Origin of the sequence: Bradyrhizobium sp. BRP19 (genome assembly GCF_020194195.1) — a bacterium.
In the GTDB taxonomy this organism is placed as follows: Bacteria; Pseudomonadota; Alphaproteobacteria; order Rhizobiales; family Xanthobacteraceae; genus Bradyrhizobium; species Bradyrhizobium yuanmingense.
Window position 1 is genome coordinate 500,474 of the sequence record NZ_JADYVZ010000005.1, and the last position, 25,667, is coordinate 526,140.

Consider the following 25,667-nt stretch of genomic DNA (forward strand, 5'->3'; position numbering starts at 1 on the left):
GGCCTTGGCGGGCAAGCAACGGTATTTTCGAGAGCATGATCCGCTCCTTCCTGACCGTCTCGACGGGAACGCTGGCCTCGCGCCTGCTGGGTTTCGCCCGCGATTCCCTGATTGCGGCGCTGCTCGGCACCGGCGCCGTGGCGGATGCGTTTCTGGCGGCGTTCCAGCTCGTCAACGTGGTGCGGCGGCTGCTCAGCGAGGGCGCGCTGAACGCGGCGCTGATCCCAGCCTGGCTGCGGGTGCGGGACCGCGACGGGGTGGCGGAAGCCGCGGCGTTCGCCGGGCGCGTGATCGGCACGGTCAGCACGGCCCTGATCGGGATCTCACTCCTGCTCGCATTGTTGATGCCGCTGATCATGACGGTGATCGCGCCGGGATTCCTCGGCAGTGGCACGCTCGATCTCGCGGTTCAGAACGCGCGGCTGATGCTGCCTTACCTCGCCTTCGCCGGTCCCGTCACCGTGCTGATGGGGCTGCTCAATGCGCAGGGACGCTTCGCGCTGACGGCGTTCTCGCCACTGCTGTTCAACATTGCGCTGATCGCCGCGATCGCGATGCTGCTGGTCTGGCATGCAGACGCCGGCTTCGCCGCGTGGATCCTGGCAGCGACCGTCGGCCTCGCCGGCTTGCTGCAACTCTTAATGCTGCTGTCGCAGCGAAGCGCGCGCCTTGCGACACCGCTGCGCGCGAGTTTCGACAAGGAGATGCGCGGCTTCTTCGCTAAGGCGATCCCCGGCATGATCGCAAGCTCGGGGCCGCAATGGCTGATGGTGGCGGGTGCGATCATCGCGTCCGCAACGCCGTCCGCGGTGTCCTGGCTCTATTTCGCCAACCGCTTGATCGAGCTGCCGCTCGGCATCGTCGGCGTCGCCATGGGCACCGTGCTGGTGCCGGAGCTGACGCGCGCCGTCGCGAGCTCCGATCGCGACGCGGTGGCGCATGCCGAATCCCGCGCGCTGGAGCTTTCCGCCGGGCTGGCGCTGCCGGCCACGGTCGGCCTGATCGTGCTCGCCGAGCCGATCGTGGGGCTGCTGTTCGAGCATGGCGCGTTCGGTGCGGCGGATAGCGCGGCCACCGCGCGTGCCCTGATGTGGCTGGCGCTGGGCCTGCCGGCGCATGTGCTGATCAAGGCGCTGTCGCCGGCGTTCTATGCCCGCAGCGACACGATGACGCCGCTGCTCGCGACCGCCAAGGGCTTCGTGGTGACGGTCGTGCTCGCGGTTCTGCTCGGTCATGTCTTTGGCGCAAGCGGAATCGCGGCAAGCATCGCGGCTGGCGCCTGGAGCAGCGCGCTCGCGCTGCTCCGCAAGGGCGCGGGCGAGTTCGGCTTCTCGATCGACGCGGCGGCCCGCACGCGATTGCCGCGGATCGTGCTGGCCGCGATCGCCATGGGCGCCCTGCTCTGGCTGACCGCGGGTCTGGTGCCGGCCGGCGCCCATGGGCTCATCCACTTCATTGTGCTGGGTGTGCAGATCGCAGCCGGGATCGCCGTCTACGGCCTGTTGCTGCAGATCCTCGGTGCCGCCTCCTGGCGCGAGGCGGTTAACGCATTGAAACGGCCCAGCTAGACCACGGCCTCCGCGAAAGACCCTTGACGGGGCAGCGCCGCTGTTGGAAACGACGGCCGAATACCTATGGGAAGGCTGACCATGCCATTCGTTGAACGGGTCTTTTCGGGCGTCCAGCCGACGGGCAATCTGCACCTCGGCAATTACCTCGGCGCCATCGTCAACTTCGTGAAGATGCAGGAAACCCACAATTGCATCTATTGCGTCGTCGACATGCACGCGATCACGCAAGGGGTGGACGTCTGGGGCGGGCCGGTCGAGCTCGCGCGCAACACCCGCGAGGTGACCGCCGCGTTCATCGCGGCCGGCATCGATCCGAAGAAGCACATCGTGTTCAACCAGAGCCAGGTCTCGGGCCATGCCGAGCTCGCCTGGATCTTCAACTGCGTCGCGCGCATGGGCTGGCTGGGACGCATGACCCAGTTCAAGGAGAAGGCCGGCAAGGACCGCGAGAACGCCTCGGTGGGCCTGTTCGACTATCCCGTGCTGATGGCGGCCGACATTCTGCTCTACCGCGCCACCCACGTTCCCGTGGGTGAGGACCAGAAGCAGCATCTCGAACTCTCGCGCGACATCGCGCAGAAGTTCAACAACGACTTCGGCGACTCGATCCGCGCGCAGGGCGTCAATGACGGGCTGTTCTTCCCGCTGCCGGAACCCTTGATTACGGGTCCGGCAACGCGCGTGATGAGCCTGCGCGACGGCACCAAGAAGATGTCGAAGTCGGACGCCTCCGACAATTCGCGCATCAATCTCACCGACGATGCCGACACCATCGCGCAGAAGATCCGCAAGGCGAAGACCGATCCGGAGCCGCTGCCGACGGAAGAGAAGGGCCTGGAAGCGCGGCCCGAGGCCGACAATCTCGTCGGCATCTTCGCCGCGCTGTCCGGCCGCTCCAAGGCGGACGTGCTGCGCGAGTTCGGCGGCGGCCAGTTCTCCAGCTTCAAGAACGCGCTGGCGGAGCTGTGCGTGACCAAGCTCGCGCCGATCGCCGGCGAGATGAAGCGCCTCGTCGCCGACCCTGGCCACATCGAGGCGATCCTGAACGACGGATCCGACCGGGCGCGCGCGATCGCAGACGAGACCATGAAGCTCTCCAAGGACATCGTCGGCTTCATTCGCCGGCGCTAGGGCGCGCTTCGCGATACCGGCTGGCGCCACGGCGCCGGCCGCTTCGCCCCTCCCAAACATCGCGGGAGTGTGGCAGCATGCTCCCCGTGCACAATCCGGGACATGCATGACCAGTAAGCGACTTTGCTACGAGCCGGGTCACAAGCCCAAATGCCTCGTCATCGTCGACGACAGCGCCGAATGGGATCGCGCCGTCTATTACGCCAGCCGCTGGGCGATTCGCGCCGGCGGCGGCGTGGTGATGCTGCGCATCATCGAGCCTGAGCAGCAGAGCCAGGAATGGCTGGGGGTCGCCGACATCATGCGCGCCGAGGCACAGGAAGCCGCCGAAGCCGCGCTCGACCGCGCCGCCGGGCGCGCCAACGGCATCGCCGCCATCACGCCGGAGCGCGTCATTCGCGAAGGCAGCGCGATGGAACAGCTGCTCGCAGTGATCGACGAGGATCCTGATATCGCCATGCTGGTGCTCGCCGCAAATCCCGGCGCGGAGGGCCCGGGGCCATTGGTCTCGCTGCTCGCGCATGCGCTCGGCACGTTCCCGGTGCCGGTGACGATCATCTCGGGTGCCCTGAGCGATGAGAGCGTGGATTCGCTGTCCTAGCGACGATGCATCTTACCCTCCCCTGGAGGGGAGGGTCGGCTCATGTTGAGCGAAGCGAGGCATGAGACGGGGTGGGGTGACGGTCTCTCCACATCCGACACTGCCCGAGTGGAGAGATCACCCCACCCCGCTCGCGCTGCGCGCGATCGACCACGGGCGAGCTACGCTCGTCCCGGACCCCTCCAGGGGAGGGCAAGGCCAACCCACTGATTTTTATGAGCTAATATCCCGCCTCGCCTTGACCGTGCGTTAGCCGTCGCCATCTGCTAGGGGATAGAGCACGCGCCGGCCTTGAACCGGCGACGTCTGGAGAAAACCATGTTCATTCAAACCGAAGCCACCCCCAATCCCGCCACGCTGAAGTTCATTCCCGGCCGCGTCGTGGTCGACGGCAGCCCGATGGAATTTTCGAGCCGCGAATCGGCGGCGCGTTCGCCGCTCGCCGAAAAGCTGTTCGAGGTGCCCGGCGTCACCGGCGTGTTCTACGGATCGGACTTCATCACCGTGACGAAGGCGAGCGGTGAGTGGCAGCAGCTCAAGCCGGCGATCCTGGGTGCCATCATGGAGCACTACATGTCGGGCGCGCCGCTGCTGGCCGACGGCACGGCCACAAGCGAGGCCGATCTCGATGACGAGGACGAGTTCTTCGACGAGGCCGACGCCGAGACCGTCGACATGATCAAGGACCTGATCGAGACCCGGGTGCGGCCGGCCGTCGCCAATGACGGCGGCGACATCACCTTCCGCGGCTTCAAGGACGGTATCGTCTATCTCAACATGAAGGGCGCCTGCTCCGGCTGCCCGTCATCGACGGCGACGCTCCAGCACGGCATCCAGAACCTGCTCAAGCACTTCGTGCCTGACGTGGTCGAAGTCCGGCCGATGTAAGCCCCTTACGCCGCCTTCTGCTTGGCGGTGATCAGCTTGCGGTTGATCAAGACTTCCGCGATCTGAATCGCGTTGAGGGCGGCGCCTTTACGCAGATTGTCCGACACGCACCAGAGCACGAGACCGTTCTCCACGGTCGCGTCCTCGCGGATGCGGCTGATGTAAGTCGCGTCCTCGCCGGCCGCTTCATAGGGCGTGGCGTAGCCGCCGGGCTCCTGCTTGTCGATGACGAGACAGCCGGGCGCCACGCGCAGGATGTTGCGCGCTTCATCGGCGGTGATCGGATTCTCGAACTCGATGTTGACGGCCTCGGAATGGCCGACGAACACAGGCACGCGCACGCAGGTGGCGGACAGCTTGATCTTGGGATCCAGGATCTTCTTGGTCTCCGCCATCATCTTCCACTCTTCCTTGGTGTAGCCGTCCTCCATGAAGACGTCGATGTGAGGGATGACGTTGAAGGCGATGCGCTTGGGGAATTTCTTCGCGACCAGCTCGTCGTTGGTGTAGACGGCCTTGGTCTGCGAGAACAATTCGTCCATCGCGTCCTTGCCGGCGCCCGACACCGACTGATAGGTCGAGACCACGACGCGCTTGATCGTCGCCTTCTCGTGCAGCGGCTTGAGCGCCACCACGAGCTGGGCGGTCGAGCAGTTCGGGTTGGCGATGATGTTCTTCTTCTTGAAGCCTTCGGTCGCGGCCGCATTCACCTCGGGCACGATCAGCGGCACGTCCGGATCCATGCGCCAGGCGGAGGAATTGTCGATCACCACAGCGCCGGCGGCGCCGATCTTCGGCGACCATTCCTTCGACACCGACCCGCCCGCCGACATCAGGCAGATGTCGACGTCGGAGAAGTCGTAATGCTCGAGCGCTTTGACCTTCAGGGTGCGGTCGCCATAGGAGACTTCGACACCGACGCTGCGGCGCGACGCCAGGGCCACGACCTCGTCCGCGGGGAATTTGCGCTCATCGAGGATGTTGAGCATTTCCCGACCGACATTGCCGGTCGCGCCGACGACTGCGACTTTGTAACCCATCGTTCACTCTCCGATGAAAAAGCCCGTTCCCGAAGCTGACGCTTAAACAGGAAGAGCAGCGCTTCTATGCGAGAACCGGACTCAAGACAACGTTAAGACCATGCCTTAGGGACGTGGATGCAGTCGCCTGAGGCCAGCACGGCCGTTAGCCCTACCCAGATCCAGCTGACGCTCTTGGCCTTGGCCGACGAGGTCGTCGGCACGCTGGCGCATCTGGTCGCCTATGTGGGGGCGCTCGCCCTGTTTGCCATCCTCGCCCTCGCAGGCCTGGGACAGCTGCCTGACCTGCGTGGCGATGGTCCGGCGGACAGACCGGGCTGGAGCATCGCCGACCGCTCGCATCCGGCCTTCGCCGTCAGCCGGATCGATTCATCAGAAAAAACAGCCTCTTACGTCATCTTTAGGCATCCCGAGGGCGGCCGCAGGGACGTGCTGCGCTGGACCGATATGGCGGACAAGCCGGTGGCCGAACTCGAAATCTACCGCCAAGGCGCCGAATTCGACGTGACACGGCCGGCGGCCGCGGGCTTGGCCGCCCGGATGGGTTTGGGTGCAGATGCCCCGCTCGAGCAGGCCGGCCTGATTGACAGCAAATTCGGCCCCGTCGCCCTGTTCCGGCCGGTCGGTGCGACAGAGGGGACGCGGGCTGCCTCGGCTATCTCAAGCGCTACGAGGAGCCCGCCTTGCAGATCTCCGGCTTCTCCTGCCAGGGCGACAGCTTGCCCGCCCGCCGCGCGGCGATCGCCTGCACGCTGAACCGGCTGACGCTGCTGGCCTCGGGCAACGAGCCGAGGCTGGCGGAATTGTTCGCCCGTGCCGAGCTCAGGCGCCGCGGCTGTGACCCTCAGGGCTCGCCGGACTGGCTGCTGGGCGCAGTGAACGCGCAATTGCGCGGAGCGCTTTGACTTGCATCAAGGATTCTGCATCAAGCTCAAGTAGCTGGTTTGCATGCAACTTTTGCCGGCGCGCACGATTATTCCGAGCTGGTGTGACCCAATTGACCTAGTTGCGTCCGCCCCGGCCGGGCTAGTATGGGGTGAAATCGACTGGCGGCCTGCCGCCTGAAGGGGACGTGATGAGCTTGAAATTTTCTGCCGCGAACAAACTGGCGACATTGCTTGCGGCGGGCGCCGCAATGGCCGTTGCGTTCGCGACCCCGGCTTCCGCCGACACCAGGACCAAGCAGCGCTATGACGACCGCGGCCGGCCCTATTACGGCCCGAGCGGCCCCAACACGGTCTATCAACAGGGCCGCACCCGCCTCTATGTGAGCAAGCGCTCCTGGCTCGATGGCGGCACCGAGGTCAATCCGGGCGACCGCAAGTTCACCGACTACGCCTTCCCCCCGGCCGTGGGCTATCCGTCCTTCGCCCGCGAGAACCTCAACCGGCCGATCGACCGCCAGCCGCTCTCCCCGCCGCAGGATGTCGGCGGCTATCCGCAGAACTTCCCGCTGTACTGAGGCGGGCGTCACGACCGAATCAAAATGGCCGGTGCTCACGCCCGGCCATTTTTGTTTTTCGCGAGATGCGTCCGTCTTACGCATTGGCTGCCGGATCGTAGCGCCGGCAAAATTCTTCGATGGCCTCGGAGCGGAAATCACTGAGGCGTTCGAAGATCAGCGTATCCGGCCAATCCCACCAGGCGATGCGGCGCAGGCTTGCGGAAACGGTATCGTCAAAGCGCTTGCGGATGGGACGGGCGGGAACGCCACCGACGATGGTGTACGGCTCGACATCGCGGCTAACGACGGCGCCTGCGGCGATCACTGCGCCATCGCCGACGCTCACGCCCGGCAGCAGGATGGCGGCATGGCCGATCCAGACGTCGTTGCCGACGATCACCCGGTCGCCGCGCCTACCTGCGAAGAAGTCGCGGTCGCGCGTCGCGCCCGCCTCGTAATATTCGGGGACGTAGGTGAAGCGGTGCTGCGAGGGACGGCCCATCGGGTGGTTTGGCGCACCGATCCGCACCGAGTTGGCGATCGCCGTGAACTTGCCGATCACGGCGTCGGCGACGTCGCAATTCTCGCCGAGATAGGAGTAGTCGCCGAGCGAAGCATATTCGATGCGCGTGCCCGCAAGCACCTCGCAACGCCGCCCGACCTGCGCCTCGCGCAGGCGCACCGTCTCATGGATGACGGTTTCCGCGATCTTGGGGCGGGGTGTATCCATGAGGCGGTTTCCAATGAGGCCGTAGCCCGGATGGAGCGAAGCGCAATCCGGGAAGGTCTGTCCACGGGGTGAGAACCCGGATTTCGCTTCGCTCCATCCAGGCTACGATTCTTCCCGCCTTACGCGTGCAGCTTCTGCAATTCCTTCAGGATCGCTTCGCCCATCTGCGTGGTGGAAGCGACCGTGGTGCCTTCCGACTTGATGTCGGCGGTGCGCAGGCCGCTGGCCAGCACGGCAGCGATGGCCTGGTCGACCTTGTCGGCGAGATCGCCCATGTCGAAAGAATAGCGCAACGCCATGCCGAAGGACGAGATCATCGCGATGGGATTGGCGAGGCCCTTGCCGGCGATATCGGGGGCCGAGCCGTGCACGGGCTCGTACAGCGCCTTGCGCTTCTTGGTCTTGACGTCGACCTCGCCGAGCGAGGCCGAGGGCAGCATGCCGAGCGAGCCCGTGAGCATCGCCGCGATGTCGGAGAGCATGTCGCCGAACAGATTGTCCGTCACGATGACGTCGAACTGCTTCGGCCATTTCACCAGCATCATGCCGCCGGAATCGGCGAGCTGATGCTCGAGCGTGACATCGGGGTATTCGCGCTTGTGGACCTGAGTCATGACCTCGTTCCAGAGCACGCCCGACTTCATGACGTTGCGCTTCTCCATCGACGTCACCTTGTTCTTGCGCTTCCGGGCAAGCTCGAAGGCGACGCGGCCGATGCGCTCGATCTCATAGGTATCGTAGACCTGGGTATCGATGGCGCGCTTCTGGCCGTTGCCGAGATCGGTGATGGTCTTCGGCTCGCCGAAATAGACGCCGCCGGTGAGCTCACGCACGATGACGATGTCGAGGCCCTCGACCGCCTCGCGCTTCAGGCTGGAAGCATCCGCCAGCGCCGCATAGCACACGGCGGGACGGAGGTTGGCGAACAGCGCGAGATCCTTGCGCAGGCGCAAGAGGCCGGCTTCCGGGCGCACCTCGTAAGGCACGGCATCCCACTTCGGACCGCCGACCGCGCCGAAGATCACGGCGTCGGCGTCCTTGGCCTTGGCCATGTCGCCTTCGGAGATCGACACCTTGTGCGCGTCATAGGCGGAGCCGCCGACGAGGCCGGTGTCGGTCTCGAACTTGGCGATCCCGGCCGAATTGAGCCAGTCGATCAGCCGCTTCACCTCGCCCATCACCTCGGGGCCGATACCGTCGCCGGGAAGCAGCAGCAGTTTGTGGGTCGCCATGGTCGTGTCCTTTTCGATCCTCTCTCGTCATTCCGGGACGCGCCTCTTAGCGCGGGCCCGGAATCCATAGCCACCAGCCGGGGTTATGGATTCCGGGCTCGCGCTTCGCGCGCGCCGGAATGACGGCGCCGGAGTGCTAGAGCGGCGTTGCGCGCTTGGCAAGACACCATTGCCGCGCTGCGGCTGTGCAAGGCCGGCGGGGCCTGCCACACTGGACAGGCCGGAGTACCCCTTGCACGCACCTGATCGCCCCCTGCCCGACGCACACCCCGCGCGGCTGATCCTGACCCTGTCGCTGGCAGCCACCGTCGGGCTCGGCATCGGCCGCTTTGCCTATGCGCTGGTGCTGCCGGACATGCGGGAGGACCTCGGCTGGTCCTACTCGGCGGCCGGTTTCATGAACACGATCAACGCCGTCGGCTATCTCGTGGGCGCGCTGGTGGCGTCCCGCCTGATCCGGCGCGTCGGCTGGGCCGCCGCGATCCGCGGCGGAACAATTGCCTGCGTCGCAGCGCTCGCCACCTGCGCTCTGACGGGGGATTTCGTCGCGCTGAGCCTGGCGCGCCTGGTGCTGGGCCTGGGCGCGGCGGCCGGCTTCGTCGCCGGCGGCGCGCTCGCCGCCACCATCGCCCAGTCGCGGCCCGAACGGGCCAACTTTCTGCTCAGCCTGTTCTATGCCGGACCCGGCATCGGCATTCTGTCCTCGGGGCTGATCGCCCCGTTCACGCTGCAATATTTCGGGCCGGGCTCGTGGTGGATCGTGTGGTGGGCGCTGACGCTGCTGTCGGTCGCGATGACGATCCCGCTGTTCCTGATCCGCATCGAGAGCGGCGCGCGCTTCTCCGAAGGCGGTCATGCCTCGTTCGCGATCCTGCCGGTGCTGATTTATCTGGCCGGCTATTTCCTGTTCGGCGCCGGCTACATCGCCTACATGACCTTCATGATCGCCTATGTGCGCGACGGCGGCGGCGGGGCCGCGGCGCAGGCGGCGTTCTGGGGGTTGATCGGTCTATCTGCGTTCGTGACGCCCTGGGCCTGGCGCGGCGTGCTGGCGCTCGACCGCGGCGGGCTCGCCACCGCCATCATCCTCGGCACCAACGCAGCTGGCGCAGCGCTGCCGATGCTCGGGCATTCGCCGGCCTGGCTCGCGGTCTCCGCGATCGTGTTCGGCGTCGCCTTTTTCGCCGTGGTCGGCTCGACCACCGCCTTCGTCCGCTTCAACTATCCGCCAGAGGTGTGGCCGACCGCGATCGCGGCGATGACGATCTCGTTCGGCGTCGGCCAGACGCTCGGGCCGATCGTGGTCGGCGCGATCACCGATGCGCTGGGGAGCCTGAGTTACGCGCTGAATGTGTCGGCGGCGCTATTGGCGCTGGGCGCGGTGGCGGCGTTGTGCCAGCGGAAGGTGGGGCCGGCCAAGCAATCGGTGCCGTAGGGTGGATTAGCGAAGCGTAATCCACCAACTTCGCTCGGCAACTGCGGAAGTATGGTGGATTACGCCCACCGACTGCGCTTCGCGCAGCCGCTCGGCTAATCCACCCTACGACAGCGGAGCTAGCTCCCGCTGAACGAATTATATCCCTGGTCTTCCCAATAGCCGCCCTTGTAATCGTTGGTGACTTCCATCGAGACCACGTATTTCGGGTTCTTGAAGCCGAGCTTGGTCGGCACGCGGATCTTCATCGGAAAGCCGTAGGCGCGCGGCAGGATCTCGTTTGCGTATTTGAACGTCATCTGGGTCTGCGGATGCAGCGCACTGCGCATGTCAAGCGGCGAGTTGTAGCCGTCCTTGTCGGCGCACTGGAACCAGACATAATTCGCGCGCGTATCGGCGCCGATAAGCTTCAGGAAATCGCGCAAGGGCGTGCCGGTCCAGCTGCCGATCGCGCTCCAGCCCTCGACGCAGATGTGACGCGTGATCTGCGTGACCTGCGGCAATCGATGGAGCTCGTCCAGCGTCCAGGACTTTTTGTTGTCGACGAGGCCGCGCACCTCGAGCTTCCAATCCGCGGCCGAGATATCGGGCGCGTCGTCGAGATCGTAATAGGCGTTGAACGGGAAGGGCTTGGTGATCGCGCTTTCGGGGAAGGTCGGCGCCAGCGCGTCGGGATTGAACATCCAGGCCTGCACCGCGTCGTTGAACTTCGAGACCTTCGCCAGCATGGTCTCGGCCGAAGACGAATCGATCACATCGCAACCCGTGAGCAGCGTCAGCGCACCCAGGCTCGCACCGCCCGCGATGAAGCGGCGCCGGGCGAGATCAGGCATGGTCTTGATGGAATCCTTGATCAGCAGCCGCTTGTCGACGCCGGGGATCAGGAACGGACGTTTGGCCATGTTCTCCTCACATATCCATTTTGAGCATGATCTTGTCGGAAAACCGCTTCACACTTTTCCGGATCATGCTCTAGCGACCGATGATCATCGCGCGCAGACTCTTCGGCACGAGCAGCGCAAGCAAGACGTGGACGACCAGAAACGCGCAGATCGCGGCCATGCAGAAGAAGTGGACATAGCGCGCGGCCGGATAATCGCCGAACAGCATCACGAGATAATAGAGCTGCACGGGCTTCCAAATCGCAAGGCCCGACAGCACGATCAGCACGCCGACCACGATGATGCCGGCATAGAGCAGCCGCTGCACGTAATTGTAGACGGTGAGATCGTCATGGCCGAGCTTAAAGGTCAGCGCCGCCCTGACGTCGTGGAGCACGCCCGATGCCGTGATCGGCAGCAGCTTCTTGCGGAAGCGGCCGGTGGCGATGCCGGTGACGAGATAGGCGAAGCCGTTGATCATCAGCAGCCACATCGCCGCAAAATGCCAGAGCAGGCCGCCGCCGAGCCAGCCGCCCAGCGTGTACTCGCGCGGAAAGCGGAAGTCGAACAGCGGCGAGGCGTTGTAGATCTGCCAGCCCGACAGGATCATCAGGATCATGGCGAGCGCGTTGATCCAATGCATGACCCGCACCCAGGCCGGCTGGATCACTTTGGACTTGGTGGCCGTGACCTGCTCGTCGGTGACTGTGAGGCTCGCCATGGCGGGTTCCATCCTGAGGGCGTGTGACAGCGATTATACGCCGGTGTTTCGGCTTTCGTTACATCCCGTTCGCCATCGAATCGATGTCGTGAGGCTATTGTGGTCACAAAAGAGCGAGCCGGGTATCCCCGGCTCGCGGTCTGAGGACGTCCTGTTCGGGGATGAAACAGGATCGCGCGGTGTTACGTCGCCGGCATCAGCACGGTATCGACCACATGGATCACGCCGTTCGACTGGTTGACGTTGGTGATCGTCACCATCGAGGTGCCGCCCTTGGCGTCGACGATCCAGACCTTGCCGTCCATTTTCTTCACCGTCAGCTCCTCGCCTTCGGCGGTCTTCAGCTTCTTGCCGTCGGTGAGGTCGGAAGCCGCGAGCTTACCGGGCACGACATGGTAGGTGAGGATCTTGGTCAGCGTTGCCTTGTTCTCGGGCTTGACCAGGTTGTCGACGGTGCCGGCCGGCAGCTTGCCGAAGGCGGCGTTGGTCGGCGCGAACACCGTGAACGGGCCCTTGCCTTCGAGCGTCGGCACCAGGCCGGCCGCCTTCACCGCCGCCACCAGCGTGGTGTGATCCTTGGAGTTGACCGCGTTCTGGACGATGTTCTTGGACGGGTACATCGCGGCGCCGCCGACCATGACGGTCTTTTCCTCGGCACTGGCGGGCGCGACGACGGTCGCGGTGAGGGCCAGGGCGCTGAAGGCGGCGGCAGCGAGATAGGCAATGCGCTTCGACATGAGAGAGTCTCCCGATTGAATTGAGACCGGCGATGGCCGGCGTTGACTTGGGCAACAACGGCGCCTGCGACAGTTGAGGGTGATGCAGCAGTGCCGTCGTTGGACCGAACTACGGGAGGGTTTCAGGTGCGGTTTCGGGGAAAAATTCTTTGTGATGGGTGAAACTATCGGCGGGGATGTTCGTGTGCGAACGAGAGCACCCGGACAAGCGTAGCGAAGCAGTAGGGTGGGCAAAGCGAAGCGTGCCCACCAAACGCAAATGCGGAGAGAGATGGTGGGCACGGCGCTTCGCGCCTTTGCCCATCCTGCGACGGCGTGCCCGTTGAGGCAGTGTCCTCGCCTCAATCCCTGTTGTTCGGGGTCTGAATGAACCCGCGATTATGCGTCGGGCTGATCAGCACTTCGTTGATGCAGACTCTCGCCGGCATGCTCGCGATGAAGGCGATGGTGCGGCCGAGATCTTCGGGCTGCAGCATCTTCGCCTGCTCCGCTTCGCTCGGCACCACGGGGCGCAGCTTCAGGATCGGCGTCGCCACCTCGCCCGGCATCAGGCAGCAGGCGCGCAGGCCGTTGACGCATTCGTCCATGTTGAAGGAATGGGTCAGTGCCAGCACCGCGTGCTTAGTGGTGGTGTAGGCCGGGCCCGGCATCTTCGAGACGTGACGGCCGGCCCAGGACGAGACGTTGATGATGGAACCGTCCTGCTGCTGGCGCATCGTCGGCAGCACGGCGCGCATGCAATAAAGCACGCCGTTGAGATTGACCTGGACCAGTCTGTCCCAGCCCTCCAGCTCCATGTCCTTCCAGCTGCGCTTGGGGACATTGATGCCGGCATTGTTGACGAGCAGGTCGATGCGGCCGTGCTTCGCGACAATCTGATCGGCTGCCTTCTGGGCTGCGGCCGCGCTGGCGACGTCGAGCGCAATGGCCTCGGCCGCGCCACCTGCACTGCTGATCTTCGCCACCACGGCGTCCAGGGCTGATTGCCGCCGTCCGGACACCACCACCGTCCAGCCGTCGGCAGCTAACGCCTCGGCGCCAGCCTCCCCGATCCCGCTGCCGCCACCCGTGACCCAGGCCACGCGTTTCCCGCTTTTTGACATGCAAACTGTCTCCGTTGCTTGATCGGGGCGGTTTTTGCTAATCCAGCCCGCGGTTTTGACCGGCCTGTGCCGGCGAGGAATGTTGCATGAACCAAGCTGCCAACGCCAATTTGTTTTCCCGCCTGTTCGAGGGCCTCGCCGATCCGAAGCGGCTCGCGATCGAGACGCATGACGGCGCCCATATCAGCTATGGCGATCTGATCGCGCGCGCGGGCCAGATGGCGAACGTGCTGGTCGCGCGCGGCGTGAAGCCGGGCGACCGCGTCGCGGTACAGGTGGAGAAGTCGGTCGCCAATATCGTGCTGTATCTCGGCACGGTGCGCGCCGGCGCGGTCTATCTGCCGCTGAACACGGCCTATACGCTGAACGAGCTCGACTACTTCATCGGCGATGCCGAGCCGTCGCTGGTGGTCTGCGATCCTGCCAAGGCGGAGGGGCTCGCGCCGATCGCAGGCAAGGTGAGGGCGAAGGTCGAGACGCTCGGGGCTGACGGCAAGGGCTCGCTGACGGAGGCCGCCGACAAAGCGAGCCGCGAATTCACGACGGTGCCGCGTGAAAGCGACGATCTTGCCGCGATCCTCTACACCTCGGGCACCACCGGCCGCTCCAAGGGCGCGATGCTGACGCATGACAATCTCGCGTCTAACTCGCTCTCGCTCGTCGACTATTGGCGCTTCACCGACAAGGACGTCCTGATCCACGCGCTGCCGATCTACCACACCCACGGCCTGTTCGTGGCGACCAACGTGACGCTGTTCGCCCGGGCGTCGATGATCTTCCTGCCGAAGCTCGATCCGGACCTGATCATCAAGCTGATGGCGCGCGCCACGGTGTTGATGGGCGTGCCGACCTTCTACACCCGCCTGCTGCAGAACCCTGCGCTGTCGCACGAGACGACGAAGCACATGCGTCTGTTCATCTCGGGTTCGGCGCCGCTGCTCGCCGACACCCATCGCGAATGGTCGGCGCGCACGGGCCATGCCGTGCTCGAGCGCTACGGCATGACCGAGACCAACATGAACACGTCGAACCCGTATGACGGCGAGCGCGTGCCCGGCGCGGTCGGCTTTCCGCTGCCGGGCGTCTCCGTGCGCGTGACCGATCCCGAGACAGCGAAAGAGCTGCCGCGCGACGAAATCGGCATGATCGAGGTGAAGGGGCCGAACGTCTTCAAGGGCTATTGGCGCATGCCGGAGAAGACCAAGGCCGAATTCCGGCCCGACGGCTTCTTCATCACCGGCGATCTCGGCAAGATCGACGCCAAGGGTTACGTGCACATCCTCGGACGCGGCAAGGATCTCGTCATTTCCGGCGGCTTCAACGTCTACCCGAAGGAGATCGAGAGCGAGATCGACGCCATGCCTGGCGTGGTGGAGTCGGCCGTGATCGGCGTGCCGCACGCCGATTTCGGCGAGGGCGTCACGGCCGTGCTGGTGCGCCAGCCCGGCGCGAGCATCGATGAAGCGGCCGTGCTGAAGGGCCTCGACGGGCGCCTCGCGAAATTCAAGATGCCGAAGCGGGTCTTCGTGGTCGACGAGCTACCGCGCAATACGATGGGCAAGGTGCAGAAGAACGTGCTGCGCGAAACGTACAAGGATATTTACGCGAAGAAGTGAGAGAGCTCCGCTCTGTCGGCGTCATTGCGAGGAGCTCTTGCGACGAAGCAAGCCGGCTGCCGAGACCAACAGATAGCACCTGACACGTCGCACGGTCGGGCTGGGGTGGAATGCAGGGTGCGCATATCCGCCCGGAGCGCGGGAACCGGTGCGCGTGCCGGGAGTCGCGGTGGGTCGCAGCCGGGACGGTTTACCCTCGGCATCGTCCCTCGCACGTTGCGGCCGCACGGGCCCAAGGCGGCTTAGAGGCGTTCCAATAGCGATTTCAATGCGCCGTACGCTCGCGCCAAAGAGATGAATTTGGATTCCTATGTTCGTTGGCGGACCGATAGGCTGGTATACCAAGACCTGATTGGCCTTGGTTCATCAAGGCCATAGAGCTGAACCACAATTCGGTTTATGGCGATTTGGTGATTGCGCAGGCCAGATCGACTCCGTAAATAGAGCCCACCTTTCGCGATCCCCGCGCGCCCCATGCTGGGCCGCAACAAACATCAAAAGCCGCCCATGACCGCACGGATCGAACGACCGCTTTCGCCGCACATCCAAACCTATCGCTGGACGCTGACGATGGCTCTGTCCATCGTCCACCGCGCCACCGGTATCGCCCTTTACGTCGGAACCCTGCTGCTGGTCTGGTGGCTGGTTGCCGCGGCCTCCGGCCCGGCCGCCTATGCCCATGTCCAGGCCTTCTCCAGCAGCATCCTCGGCCGGCTCATCGTGTTCGGCTACACCTGGGCCCTGATGCACCACATGCTCAGCGGCATCCGGCATTTCGTCTGGGATCTCGGCTACGGCTTCAAGGCCAATGAGCGCGAAGCGCTGACCTGGGGCGCCCTGGTCGGCGGCATCGCACTGACGGTGCTGATCTGGATCATCGCCTATGCGAACGGAGGCGGCCGATGAGCTTTGACGAGTCCCACGGCTCTCCGAAGCGTCCCTCGATGCGCACCCCGCTCGGGCGCGTCCGCAATCTCGGCGCCGCGCATTCCGGCACGTCCGATTTCTGGCGCCAGCGCATCACCGGCGTCGCCATGACGCTGCTGATGATCCCGGCGCTGGTCATCATCATGATGCTGCTCGGCCGCAACCAGGTCTACGCGGCGCAGACCCTGAGCTCCATTCCCGTTGCGGTGATCCTGCTCCTCTTCATCTTCGCCAGCGCCTGGCACATGAAGATCGGCATGCAGGTGGTGATCGAGGACTACGTCCATAACGAGAAGCTCAAGCTCACCGCGATCATGCTCAACAATTTCTTCTCGGTCGCCGTGGCGCTCGCCTCGACCTACGCGATCCTGAAGCTTTCTTCCGGAGTGTAACCCATGGCCGCTGAGACCAATGGCAAGGGCAACGGCGCTCCCGCCACCAACGGAAAAGCCTATCCGATCGAAGACCATACCTACGACGTCGTCGTGGTCGGCGCCGGCGGTGCCGGCCTGCGCGCCGTCGTCGGCTGCAGCGAAGCCGGCCTCCGCACCGCCTGCATCACCAAGGTGTTTCCGACCCGTTCGCACACGGTCGCGGCGCAGGGCGGCATCTCCGCTTCGCTCGGCAACATGCACAAGGACGACTGGCGCTGGCACATGTACGACACCGTGAAGGGGTCGGACTGGCTCGGGGACCAGGACGCGATCGAATACATGGTGCGCAACGCGCCCGACGCGGTCTACGAGCTCGAGCATTGGGGCGTGCCGTTCTCGCGCACCGAGGACGGCAAGATCTACCAGCGTCCGTTCGGCGGCATGACCACCGAGTTCGGCAAGGCCCAGGCGCAGCGCACCTGCGCCGCCGCCGACCGCACCGGCCACGCCATGCTGCACACGATGTACGGCCAGTCGCTGCGCCACGCGGCCGAGTTCTTCATCGAGTTCTTCGCCATCGACCTGATCATGGACGACCAGGGCACCTGCCGCGGCGTCATCGCGCTCAAGCTCGACGACGGCACGCTGCACCGTTTCCGCGCCCAGACCACGATCCTGGCGACCGGCGGCTATGGCCGCGCCTATGCCTCCTGCACCTCGGCGCACACCTGCACCGGCGATGGCGGCGGCATGGTGCTGCGCGCCGGCCTGCCGATGCAGGACATGGAGTTCGTGCAGTTCCATCCGACCGGCATCTACGGCTCGGGCTGTCTCGTCACCGAGGGTGCGCGCGGCGAAGGCGGCTATCTCGTCAACGCCGAAGGCGAGCGGTTCATGGAGCGCTATGCGCCGTCGGCCAAGGACCTCGCCTCGCGCGACGTGGTCTCGCGCGCGATGACCATCGAGATCCGCGAGGGACGCGGCGTCGGCAAGAAGAAGGACCACATCTTCCTGCATCTCGACCATCTCGATCCCGCCGTGCTCGCCGAACGCCTGCCGGGCATCTCGGAATCGGCCAAGATCTTCGCCAACGTCGACGTGACGCGCGAGCCGATCCCGATCGTGCCGACCGTGCATTACAACATGGGCGGCATCCCCACGAACTATCACGGCGAGGTGCTGACCAAGAAGGACGGCGACGACAACGCGGTGATCCCCGGCCTGATGGCGATCGGCGAAGCGGCCTGCGTCTCCGTGCACGGCGCCAACCGCCTCGGCTCCAACTCGCTGATCGACCTCGTCGTGTTCGGCCGCGCCGCCGCGTTGCGCCTGGCCGAAAAGCTCACACCCAACGCCAAGCAGCCCGAGCTGCCGACGAACTCGGCCGAGATGGCGCTCGGTCGCCTCGACCATTACCGCTACGCCTCAGGCGGCACGCCGACCGCGAAGCTGCGCGAAGGCATGCAGCACGTGATGCAGAACAATTGCGCCGTGTTCCGCACCGGCGAAGTGCTGAGCGAAGGCCAGAACCTGATCGCGAAGGTCCACAGCGGCATCACCGACATCGCCGTCTCCGACCGCTCGCTGGTCTGGAATTCGGACCTCGTCGAGACGCTGGAGTTCGACAATCTGATCTCGCAGGCGGTGGTGACGATGAACTCGGCCGCCAACCGCACCGAGAGCCGCGGCGCCCATGCCCGCGAGGACTTCTCCGAGCGCGACGACAAGAACTGGATGAAGCACACGCTGGCCTGGCTGGACGATGCCGGCAAGGTCAGGATCGAGTATCGCCCGGTTCACAACTACACCATGACCAACGACGTGCAGTACATCCCGCCCAAAGCTCGCGTTTACTAAACGTCGCGCCTGTATTGATCGAACAGCGAAGGCCTTAATCGAATGGTTGAATTCGCACTTCCGAAGAACTCCAAGATCACTGGCGGCAAGACCTGGCCGAAGCCCCCGGGCGCGACCGAGCTCCGCGAGTTCAAGGTCTATCGCTGGAATCCGGACGACGGCAAGAATCCAAGCGTCGATACCTATTACATCGACACCAATGATTGCGGCCCGATGGTGCTGGACGGCCTGATCTGGATCAAGAACCACATCGACCCGTCGCTGACCTTCCGCCGCTCCTGCCGTGAAGGCGTCTGCGGCTCCTGCGCGATGAACATCGACGGCCAGAACACGCTGGCCTGCACCAAGTCGATGCACGACGTGAAGGACGGCGCGGTGAAGATCAACCCGCTGCCGCATCAGCCGGTGGTCAAGGACCTCGTCCCCGACCTCACCAATTTCTACGCGCAATACGCCTCTGTGGAGCCCTGGCTGAAGACGACCTCGCCGACACCGCAGAAGGAATGGCGCCAGAGCCACGAGGACCGCGAGAAGCTCGACGGCCTCTACGAGTGCATCCTCTGCGCCTGCTGCTCGACCTCCTGCCCGAGCTATTGGTGGAACAGCGAGCGCTATCTCGGCCCCGCCGCGCTGCTCCAGGCCAACCGCTGGGTCTCGGATTCGCGCGACGAGGCCACCGGCGAGCGGCTCGACAATCTCGAGGACCCGTTCCGGCTCTATCGCTGCCACACCATCATGAACTGCGCCAAGGCCTGCCCGAAGGGCCTCAACCCGGCCGAAGCCATCGCCGAGCTCAAGCTCAAGATGGTCGAACGCCAGATCTGAGACGAAGTCCCCCTTCCGCCCCGGCTAAACCGGCCGGGGTGTTCTGCATTTGCCGTTAATTCGAGCAGAATTTTTCTCTGACCCGCTCGACGCGCAAATTTGTGGCTCGCAACCAACGGTTCCAGCACAAGCTGCTTCCTTCCTTGCGCGGGATTCAGTTAAGCTCCCGTCAGGGACGGAGCGACTGTGCAGAGGGCGCAACGCAACTCGCTGAGGCTGTTGCAGTGGATGATGGCGGCATCCCTGGCGCTGCCGATTGGGCTGTTCGTCGTCGCCGCCGCGATCTCCTACACATCGACCAACGATACCGCCGACCGCGAGATCGAGCGCACGGTCGATGTCGCCCATGAGCACGCGCTCAAGGTCTTCGAGACCATCGACCGCAGCCTCGCCGAGCTCAACGAGGTCGTGCGCGGTCTGCCCGACGGCATCATCCGCGAGCGCGAGCCGACGCTGCATCGCCGGCTGAAGCGGCTGACCGATTCGCTGCCGCAGCTCAAATCGGCCTGGATCTTCGACGCGAACGGAAAGGCGCTGGTCAACAGCCTCGTCTCGCCGCCGCCGGACCTGAGCTTTGCCGACCGCGATTACTTCTATTCCCATGTGGACCAGAGCATCGGCACGTTCATCGGCACGGCGCTGACGCCACGACCGCCCTATCAGGGCGCCCGATTCTTCGGCGTCAGCCGCCGCCGCGAGTCCGACGACGGTCGCTTCATCGGCGTGATCCAGGCCTCCGTGTTGCCGGAATATTTCGAAAGCTTCTATGCCAGGATCGGCACCGATCCCGGCAACTTCTTCGCGATGGGGCGCACCGACGGCGCAATGCTCGCGCATTTTCCCCGGCTCGACCACGAGCTTCGGCTCGATCCGACCGGACCGGTGGGCCAGAAGATCGCGACCCAGCCCGTGCACGGCCTCATCACGGTCGCCTGGCCCTCGGACGGTATCGAGCGGCGCATCGCCTACCGGCGCGTCGCCGAATATCCGATCTATGTCAGCGCCGGATTGGAGACCTCTGCGATCCGCGCACGCTGGCTCGCCACCATCGGCCAGCATCTGGTGTTCGGCATTCCCGCCACCGCGCTGCTGTTCCTGCTGCTGGTGCTCGCTCTGCGGCGTACCCAGCACCTTCAGGCCGAAGCTGCAAAGCGGCGCGAGGCCGAGGAGGCGCTCAAGCACAGCCAGCGCCTGGAAGCGCTCGGCCAGCTCACCGGCGGCGTCGCGCACGACTTCAACAACCTCCTGACGGTGATCCGTGCTTCGGTCGATCTCTTGAACCGTCCGCAGCTGACGGAGGAGCGGCGACAACGCTACATCACGGCCATTGCCGATTCGGTGGCGCGTGCGGCCAAGCTGACTTCGCAATTGCTCGCCTTTGCGCGGCGCCAGACCCTCAAGCCGGAGGTGTTCGACGTCGGCGCACGGGTGCAGTCGCTGCACGACATGCTCGCCACGCTACTGGGCCCCGCGATCGAGATCGTCATGCAACTGCCGGCGGAACCGTGCCTCGTCAATGCCGATGCCAGCCAGTTCGAGACGGCCCTGATCAACATGGCGACCAATGCGCGCGATGCCATGCAAGGCCAGGGGCGAATCGTTTTCAGGGTCGAGGCCACGACGACCGTTCCGGACGCGCTGGTGCAGCTTTCGGCCAGCCCAGACCACGGCTTCGTCCGCGTCACCGTCAGCGACACCGGCGTCGGCATTCCCGCCGCGCGGCTCGGCCGCATCTTCGAGCCGTTCTTCACCACCAAGCAGGTCGGCCGCGGCACCGGCCTCGGTCTGTCCCAGGTGTTCGGCTTCGCCCGACAATCCGGCGGCGAGGTGACCGTGACGAGCGAGGTGGGGCACGGCAGCACCTTCTCGCTCTATCTGCCGCGCGTGCCGCCGGGCCTGCTGCCGCAGCGCCAGGCTCCCAACACGGCGCCGGCGGTGGCCGGCAGCGGCATGTCGGTGCTGGTGGTCGAGGACAATATCGAGCTGGCCAATTTCGCCGCCGACGGGCTCACCGAGCTCGGCTACAGCATCACGTTGGTCGACAACGCGGCCGACGCGCTCGCCGAGCTCGTCGTGGACACCGACCGCTTCGATGTCGTGTTCTCGGACGTGGTGATGCCCGGCATGACCGGGCTCGATCTGGCGCAGGCGATCCGCGAGCGCGGACTCGGCGTGCCGGTCGTGCTGACCACCGGCTACAGCCAGGCCCTGTCGCAGGAGGGTACAGGCGGCTGCGACCTCGTGCAAAAGCCTTATACGATCGAGGAATTGTCGCGCGTTCTGCATCGGGCGGCGCGGATCCGGCGCGTCAGGAACGGCGCCGCCGAATAGGGGCACGCGGAACTCTCGTGGGAACCGGCCGAGTTCCCTTGGCGTTGTCCGCTCATGTACAAGCCGGCCGCGACGCGTGAAAAGGGCAAGAAGCCGCCCATCATCGACATCCAGGGCGAGAACGGCGACGAAGTGACACCGCCGCCGCCCGAACTGGTCGAACCCGACCCCCAATTGTCACCCGAGGCAGCCGAGCAGGTCCGCAAGGATTATCTGCTGACACGGTTCTGGATCAGCGCCCGCGGCTTCTGGGGCCGCAACGGCGACCGCCTCGCCTGGCCGTTCTCGGTTGGTCTCGGCCTGCTGATCGTGCTGACCGTCGGCTTCCAATACGGCATCAATGTCTGGAATCGCGCGATCTTCGACGCCATCGAGAAGCGCGATGCGGCGAGCGTCTTCCATCTCACCGCAATGTTCTTCCCGCTCGCGATCGGCAGCATCGTGCTCGCAGTCGTGCAGGTGTTCGCGCGCATGGGCATCCAGCGACGCTGGCGCGCCTGGCTGACGGCGAGCGTGCTGACACGGTGGCTCAAGAACGGGCGCTACTATCAGCTCAACCTTGTCGGCGGCGACCACAAGAATCCCGAATACCGGATCGCGGAGGATTTGCGGATTGCGACCGACTCCCCCGTCGACTTCCTCGCCGGCGTGACGTCGGCGCTGCTGTCGGCCGCGACCTTCATCGTCGTGCTCTGGACCATCGGCGGGGCACTTACCGTCACGCTCGGCGGTTCGTCGGTGACCATTCCCGGCTTCCTCGTGATCGCCGCGATGCTGTACGCCGCGATCGCATCCGGATCGATCGTGGTGATCGGCCGGCGCTTCGTGCAGGTCTCCGAGGGCAAGAACCAGGCCGAAGCCGAGTTCCGCTACACCCTGACGCGCGTGCGCGAGAACGGCGAGAGCATCGCCCTGCTCGGCGGCGAGGAGGAGGAGCGCGACGGCATCGATCGCAATTTCACGAGCGTGCTGCGGCAATGGGCGCGCCTTGCCGGCCAGCACATGCGCACCACGCTGGTGTCGCAAGGATCGAGCCTCGTTGCGCCGGTCGTGCCGCTTCTGCTCTGCGCGCCAAAGTTCCTCGACGGCAGCATGACGCTGGGCCAGGTGATGCAGGCCGCGTCCGCCTTCACCATCGTGCAGAGCGCGTTCGGCTGGCTGGTCGACAATTATCCGCGGCTCGCCGACTGGAATGCCTGTGCGCGGCGCATCGCCTCGCTGATGATGTCGCTGGACGGCCTCGAGCGCGCCGAGCAGGGCGACGGCCTCGGCCGCATCAAGCGCGGCGAAACCAGCAACGAGGCCATGCTGGAGCTGAAGGATCTCTCGGTCACCCTCGACGACGGCACCGCCGTGGTCGGCGAGACCGAGGTGGTGATCGAGCCCGGCGAGCGGCTGCTGGTCGCCGGCGAATCCGGCACCGGCAAGAGCACGCTGGTGCGCGCCATCGCCGGGCTGTGGCCGTGGGGCGGCGGCAGCGTGAATTTCCATGCCGATCGCCGGCTGTTCATGCTGCCGCAGCGGCCCTATGTGCCCTCCGGCTCCTTGCGGCGGGCGGTCGCGTATCCCGGCGCGGCCGACCACTGGACTTTGGACGAGATCGGCGCAGCCCTGCACAAGGTCGGCCTCGATCATCTCAAGGAGAAGATCGAGGAGGAGGCACCGTGGGACCAGACCTTGTCGGGCGGCGAGAAGCAGCGCCTCGCCTTTGCGCGGCTGCTCCTGCACAACCCCGACATCGTCGTGCTCGATGAGGCGACCTCGGCGCTCGACGAGAAGAGCCAGGACAAGATGATGCAGATGATCACCGAGGCGCTGCCGAAGGCGACCATCGTCAGCGTCGCGCATCGCGCCGAGCTGGAGGCTTTCCACAGCCGCAAGATCGTGCTGGAGCGACGCAAGGGCGGCGCCAAGCTCGTCAGCGATATCGACCTGATTCCGCGCAAGGGCCGGCGCAGGCTGCTGGGGCGGTTCTTGCGGCAGCGCAAGAAGGCGGCGTGAGGTTCGCGGCGTGTAGCCCGGATGGAGCGCAGCACAATCCGGGAAGATCTATCCGTCAGCAAGAATCCCGGATTTCGCTGCGCTCCATCCGGGCTACGGACCTGAAGTTGGAGTCCTCGTCAAAACCGGTTATGCATGCGCCGCCTGCAACGAGGATCTGCTGCTTGACGTCCGACAATGCCCCTTCGCCCGCGCCGTTCGGTGCGTTTGCGCCCAATGCGGCGCAGGCTGCGATCATCCGCCTCGCTCAACGGTCGGGACTGAAGCGCGGCGCGTTCCGGCCGTGGATGTCGCGGCTGGTCAACCTGCTGCGCAGCGGCCCGGTCGACGTGCAATATCAGGGCGCCTCGTTCCGCTTCCATCACCAGGGCAGCGCGACCGAGCGCGGTGCGCTGTTCAATCCCGACTACAATCTCGACGAGCTCGACTTCCTGCGCCAGCACACCCCTGCGGGCGGCACGTTCGTCGATGTCGGCGCCAATGTCGGCACCTTTGCGCTGGTGATGGCGCGGCAGGTCGGGCCATCCGGACAAGTGGTGGCGATCGAGCCGCATCCGCTGACCTTCGGACGGCTCTCGTTCAACCACGCCGCATCGAAGACGCCGCAGGTGCGCCTGGTGCAGGCCGCCGCGGGCGACAGCGACGGCGAGCTGATGATCGAGAGCGGCGGCGGCAATCTCGGCGCCACCCACGTCGTCACCGGCACGGCCAGTGCCGAGGCCATCAAGGTGCCGTCGCTGCGCCTGGTGCGCATTCTGGAGGAGGCCGGCGTCGGCCAAGTCGATTCGCTGAAGATCGACGTCGAGGGCTTTGAGGACCGCGTGCTGATCGGCTTCTTCCGCGACGCGCCGCAATCGCTCTGGCCACGTGCGGTGGTGATCGAGCATCTGTCACAAAACGAATGGCAGCAGGATTGTATTGCCGACATGGTCGGGCGCGGCTTTACGATCGCACGCAAGACACGAAGCAATACGTTTTTGTCCCGCTGACGGGTACGAACAAGGGAGGTTGCGATGATCGATCATCTGGGATTCTCCGTCTCCGACTATGAGCGCGCCAAGGCGTTCTATGCGAAGGCACTGGCGCCGCTCGGCTACAGCCTGATCATGGAGGTCACTGCCGAGCAGACCGGACACGCTGCGGCTGCAGGCTTCGGTGCCGACGGCAAGCCCGATTTCTGGATCGGGGGCGAAGGCGCGATGAACAAGCCGGTGCATGTCGCCATCCGCGCCAATGACCGCGCCACCGTCGATGCGTTCTACAAGACGGCGATGGCGGCCGGCGGCCGCGACAACGGCCCGCCCGGCATCCGCCCGCATTATCACGCGAACTATTACGGCGCCTTCGTGCTGGACCCCGACGGCCACAATATCGAAGCGGTCTGTCACACGCCGGAATAATCCGGTCTTCGAAGCGATGTGACGCGGAACATCGGTGCTGCACCTTCGTTGTTGTTCTCTGGACAACGATCCCGATGATGCCGATGCCGATTGAACCGCCCGAGATTCCGCCGTCGACGCCCGGTACGCCAACTGAGCCGCCGCCCGGAATCCCGCCCGGCAATCCGCAGCCCGAAATCACCCCGCCGGTGCGCGAGCCCGGCTCGCCGCCGCGGCCCGACGAATTGCCGGGCCGCATGCCTGAGGAGATCCCATCGCGCGGACCGAACGGGCCGCTCACGCCCAATCCTGCGACGGATGCGATTCCGCCGCGCGATCACGCGTGAAGCAGCGAAGCAATGTCAGGCGATTGCCACCAGCGTCTGAATGCGCAATGAACGTTGCCATAGTGAGATGATTTGCGTGCAGAAATAAATCGGGTCGCAGTTGCATCGCCCGCCACAATGCGGCCTAACGCTTAGCCGTTCATCCCGACACTTCGACAAAGAACCTTCCGGGGAAGTTCACCACATGACCAACCTTCGTTTCGTGCTGCTTGCGACGACGGCTCTGACCGCGATGCAATTGGCCAACACCGCATCGCATGCGCAAGACGCTGCGCCGTTCGTCGTCGCTCAGGCCCAGCCGCAGGACGCGGGCCCTGACGGAAGACCGAAGCAGCCGCCGAAGGGACCGCCAGGCGCGGCGCCGCCTGCAGCACCCGCACGCCCCGCGGCTCCGCCGCCGGCGGCTGCACCGCCCCAGCCGCCTGCAGCTCCTCCGCCGGCCGCAGCACCGCCGCGCCCGGCAGCGCCGCCACCGCCCTGTCTCTTATACACAACT

At 65.3% G+C, this 25,667-nt stretch carries 24 protein-coding genes and 1 pseudogene; 17 read left to right on the forward strand and 8 right to left on the reverse strand.

What is annotated here, in order from left to right; genetic code table 11:
- Nucleotides 1-35: 35 nt before the first annotated feature.
- From murJ to I6F36_RS19800, 4 genes are all read left to right on the forward strand, one after another.
- The gene (gene murJ / locus I6F36_RS19785; RefSeq protein ID WP_225114855.1) at nucleotides 36-1,568 is read left to right on the forward strand and encodes a murein biosynthesis integral membrane protein MurJ; all 1,533 of its coding nucleotides are present in this window, start codon (nucleotides 36-38) and stop codon (nucleotides 1,566-1,568) included.
- 81 nt (nucleotides 1,569-1,649) lie between these two features.
- A complete protein-coding gene (gene trpS / locus I6F36_RS19790; RefSeq protein WP_036002766.1) occupies nucleotides 1,650-2,702 on the forward strand; it encodes a tryptophan--tRNA ligase in 1,053 nt (350 codons plus the stop codon).
- Between the two features lie 106 nt (nucleotides 2,703-2,808).
- A complete protein-coding gene (locus tag I6F36_RS19795; protein WP_036002710.1) occupies nucleotides 2,809-3,303 on the forward strand; it encodes a universal stress protein in 495 nt (164 codons plus the stop codon).
- Nucleotides 3,304-3,621: 318 nt separating this feature from the next.
- Nucleotides 3,622-4,191 carry a NifU family protein gene (locus tag I6F36_RS19800; RefSeq protein WP_036038709.1) on the forward strand — a complete coding sequence of 190 codons (570 nt, stop codon included), beginning with the start codon at nucleotides 3,622-3,624 and terminating at the stop codon, nucleotides 4,189-4,191.
- A gap of 5 nt (nucleotides 4,192-4,196) precedes the next feature.
- Here the strand turns inward: I6F36_RS19800 and I6F36_RS19805 are convergent, their stop codons facing one another.
- Nucleotides 4,197-5,231, reverse strand: a complete 1,035-nt coding sequence (locus I6F36_RS19805; RefSeq protein ID WP_036002717.1) for an aspartate-semialdehyde dehydrogenase — start codon at nucleotides 5,229-5,231, stop codon at nucleotides 4,197-4,199.
- 117 nt (nucleotides 5,232-5,348) lie between these two features.
- Between I6F36_RS19805 and I6F36_RS19810 the strand changes: the two are divergent.
- A pseudogene (locus I6F36_RS19810) lies at nucleotides 5,349-6,136 on the forward strand (hypothetical protein).
- Between the two features lie 170 nt (nucleotides 6,137-6,306).
- Nucleotides 6,307-6,693 (forward strand): hypothetical protein, encoded by a 387-nt coding sequence (locus I6F36_RS19815; RefSeq protein WP_036024148.1) that lies wholly within the window; start codon nucleotides 6,307-6,309, stop codon nucleotides 6,691-6,693.
- A 76-nt stretch (nucleotides 6,694-6,769) separates the two neighbouring features.
- On the opposite strand, the gene I6F36_RS19820 is transcribed toward I6F36_RS19815, so the two are convergent.
- Together I6F36_RS19820 and leuB are read right to left on the reverse strand one after the other, a co-directional pair.
- Nucleotides 6,770-7,405, reverse strand: a complete 636-nt coding sequence (locus tag I6F36_RS19820; RefSeq protein ID WP_225152252.1) for a DapH/DapD/GlmU-related protein — start codon at nucleotides 7,403-7,405, stop codon at nucleotides 6,770-6,772.
- Nucleotides 7,406-7,524: 119 nt separating this feature from the next.
- Entirely contained in the window at nucleotides 7,525-8,637 is a 1,113-nt protein-coding gene (gene leuB / locus I6F36_RS19825) for a 3-isopropylmalate dehydrogenase (RefSeq protein ID WP_225171986.1), read from the reverse strand.
- A 232-nt stretch (nucleotides 8,638-8,869) separates the two neighbouring features.
- Here leuB and I6F36_RS19830 point away from each other — a divergent pair, with 232 nt between their 5' ends.
- A complete protein-coding gene (locus tag I6F36_RS19830; RefSeq protein WP_036024151.1) occupies nucleotides 8,870-10,072 on the forward strand; it encodes a YbfB/YjiJ family MFS transporter in 1,203 nt (400 codons plus the stop codon).
- 119 nt (nucleotides 10,073-10,191) lie between these two features.
- Here I6F36_RS19830 and I6F36_RS19835 read toward each other — a convergent pair whose 3' ends face one another.
- From I6F36_RS19835 to I6F36_RS19850, 4 genes are all read right to left on the reverse strand, one after another.
- Nucleotides 10,192-10,974: a molybdopterin-binding protein gene (locus tag I6F36_RS19835; RefSeq protein WP_128265845.1), complete on the reverse strand. Its 783-nt coding sequence runs from the start codon at nucleotides 10,972-10,974 to the stop codon at nucleotides 10,192-10,194.
- A 70-nt stretch (nucleotides 10,975-11,044) separates the two neighbouring features.
- Nucleotides 11,045-11,674 carry a cytochrome b/b6 domain-containing protein gene (locus I6F36_RS19840; protein WP_225152250.1) on the reverse strand — a complete coding sequence of 210 codons (630 nt, stop codon included), beginning with the start codon at nucleotides 11,672-11,674 and terminating at the stop codon, nucleotides 11,045-11,047.
- A 182-nt stretch (nucleotides 11,675-11,856) separates the two neighbouring features.
- Nucleotides 11,857-12,411 (reverse strand): fasciclin domain-containing protein, encoded by a 555-nt coding sequence (locus I6F36_RS19845; protein WP_036024154.1) that lies wholly within the window; start codon nucleotides 12,409-12,411, stop codon nucleotides 11,857-11,859.
- Nucleotides 12,412-12,752: 341 nt separating this feature from the next.
- Nucleotides 12,753-13,514 carry an SDR family oxidoreductase gene (locus tag I6F36_RS19850; protein ID WP_225171987.1) on the reverse strand — a complete coding sequence of 254 codons (762 nt, stop codon included), beginning with the start codon at nucleotides 13,512-13,514 and terminating at the stop codon, nucleotides 12,753-12,755.
- 86 nt (nucleotides 13,515-13,600) lie between these two features.
- On the opposite strand from I6F36_RS19850, the gene I6F36_RS19855 reads away from it, so the two are divergent.
- The 10 genes from I6F36_RS19855 (at nucleotide 13,601) to I6F36_RS19900 (ending at nucleotide 25,171) form a co-directional block, all read left to right on the forward strand.
- Complete coding sequence (locus I6F36_RS19855) at nucleotides 13,601-15,130, forward strand: malonyl-CoA synthase (protein WP_109142022.1); 1,530 nt, start codon at nucleotides 13,601-13,603, stop codon at nucleotides 15,128-15,130.
- A gap of 507 nt (nucleotides 15,131-15,637) precedes the next feature.
- Nucleotides 15,638-16,036 (forward strand): succinate dehydrogenase, cytochrome b556 subunit, encoded by a 399-nt coding sequence (gene sdhC / locus I6F36_RS19860; protein ID WP_036002772.1) that lies wholly within the window; start codon nucleotides 15,638-15,640, stop codon nucleotides 16,034-16,036.
- The gene (gene sdhD, locus I6F36_RS19865) at nucleotides 16,033-16,449 is read left to right on the forward strand and encodes a succinate dehydrogenase, hydrophobic membrane anchor protein (RefSeq protein WP_036002745.1); all 417 of its coding nucleotides are present in this window, start codon (nucleotides 16,033-16,035) and stop codon (nucleotides 16,447-16,449) included. Before sdhC ends, sdhD begins: the two co-directional genes overlap by 4 nt.
- A gap of 3 nt (nucleotides 16,450-16,452) precedes the next feature.
- Complete coding sequence (gene sdhA, locus I6F36_RS19870) at nucleotides 16,453-18,288, forward strand: succinate dehydrogenase flavoprotein subunit (protein WP_036002747.1); 1,836 nt, start codon at nucleotides 16,453-16,455, stop codon at nucleotides 18,286-18,288.
- 42 nt (nucleotides 18,289-18,330) lie between these two features.
- A complete protein-coding gene (locus tag I6F36_RS19875) occupies nucleotides 18,331-19,113 on the forward strand; it encodes a succinate dehydrogenase iron-sulfur subunit (RefSeq protein WP_036002750.1) in 783 nt (260 codons plus the stop codon).
- 186 nt (nucleotides 19,114-19,299) lie between these two features.
- Nucleotides 19,300-21,444 carry a hybrid sensor histidine kinase/response regulator gene (locus tag I6F36_RS19880; protein WP_225130278.1) on the forward strand — a complete coding sequence of 715 codons (2,145 nt, stop codon included), beginning with the start codon at nucleotides 19,300-19,302 and terminating at the stop codon, nucleotides 21,442-21,444.
- A 54-nt stretch (nucleotides 21,445-21,498) separates the two neighbouring features.
- Nucleotides 21,499-23,445, forward strand: a complete 1,947-nt coding sequence (locus tag I6F36_RS19885; protein ID WP_036002757.1) for an ABC transporter ATP-binding protein/permease — start codon at nucleotides 21,499-21,501, stop codon at nucleotides 23,443-23,445.
- Between the two features lie 164 nt (nucleotides 23,446-23,609).
- Nucleotides 23,610-24,434 carry an FkbM family methyltransferase gene (locus tag I6F36_RS19890; RefSeq protein ID WP_225138504.1) on the forward strand — a complete coding sequence of 275 codons (825 nt, stop codon included), beginning with the start codon at nucleotides 23,610-23,612 and terminating at the stop codon, nucleotides 24,432-24,434.
- A gap of 24 nt (nucleotides 24,435-24,458) precedes the next feature.
- Complete coding sequence (locus I6F36_RS19895; protein WP_036002763.1) at nucleotides 24,459-24,845, forward strand: VOC family protein; 387 nt, start codon at nucleotides 24,459-24,461, stop codon at nucleotides 24,843-24,845.
- A gap of 83 nt (nucleotides 24,846-24,928) precedes the next feature.
- Nucleotides 24,929-25,171, forward strand: a complete 243-nt coding sequence (locus I6F36_RS19900) for a hypothetical protein (RefSeq protein ID WP_036002774.1) — start codon at nucleotides 24,929-24,931, stop codon at nucleotides 25,169-25,171.
- Between the two features lie 288 nt (nucleotides 25,172-25,459).
- On the opposite strand, the gene I6F36_RS19905 is transcribed toward I6F36_RS19900, so the two are convergent.
- The coding region (locus tag I6F36_RS19905) for a hypothetical protein (RefSeq protein ID WP_225171988.1) at nucleotides 25,460-25,667 on the reverse strand (208 nt) is incomplete at its 5' end.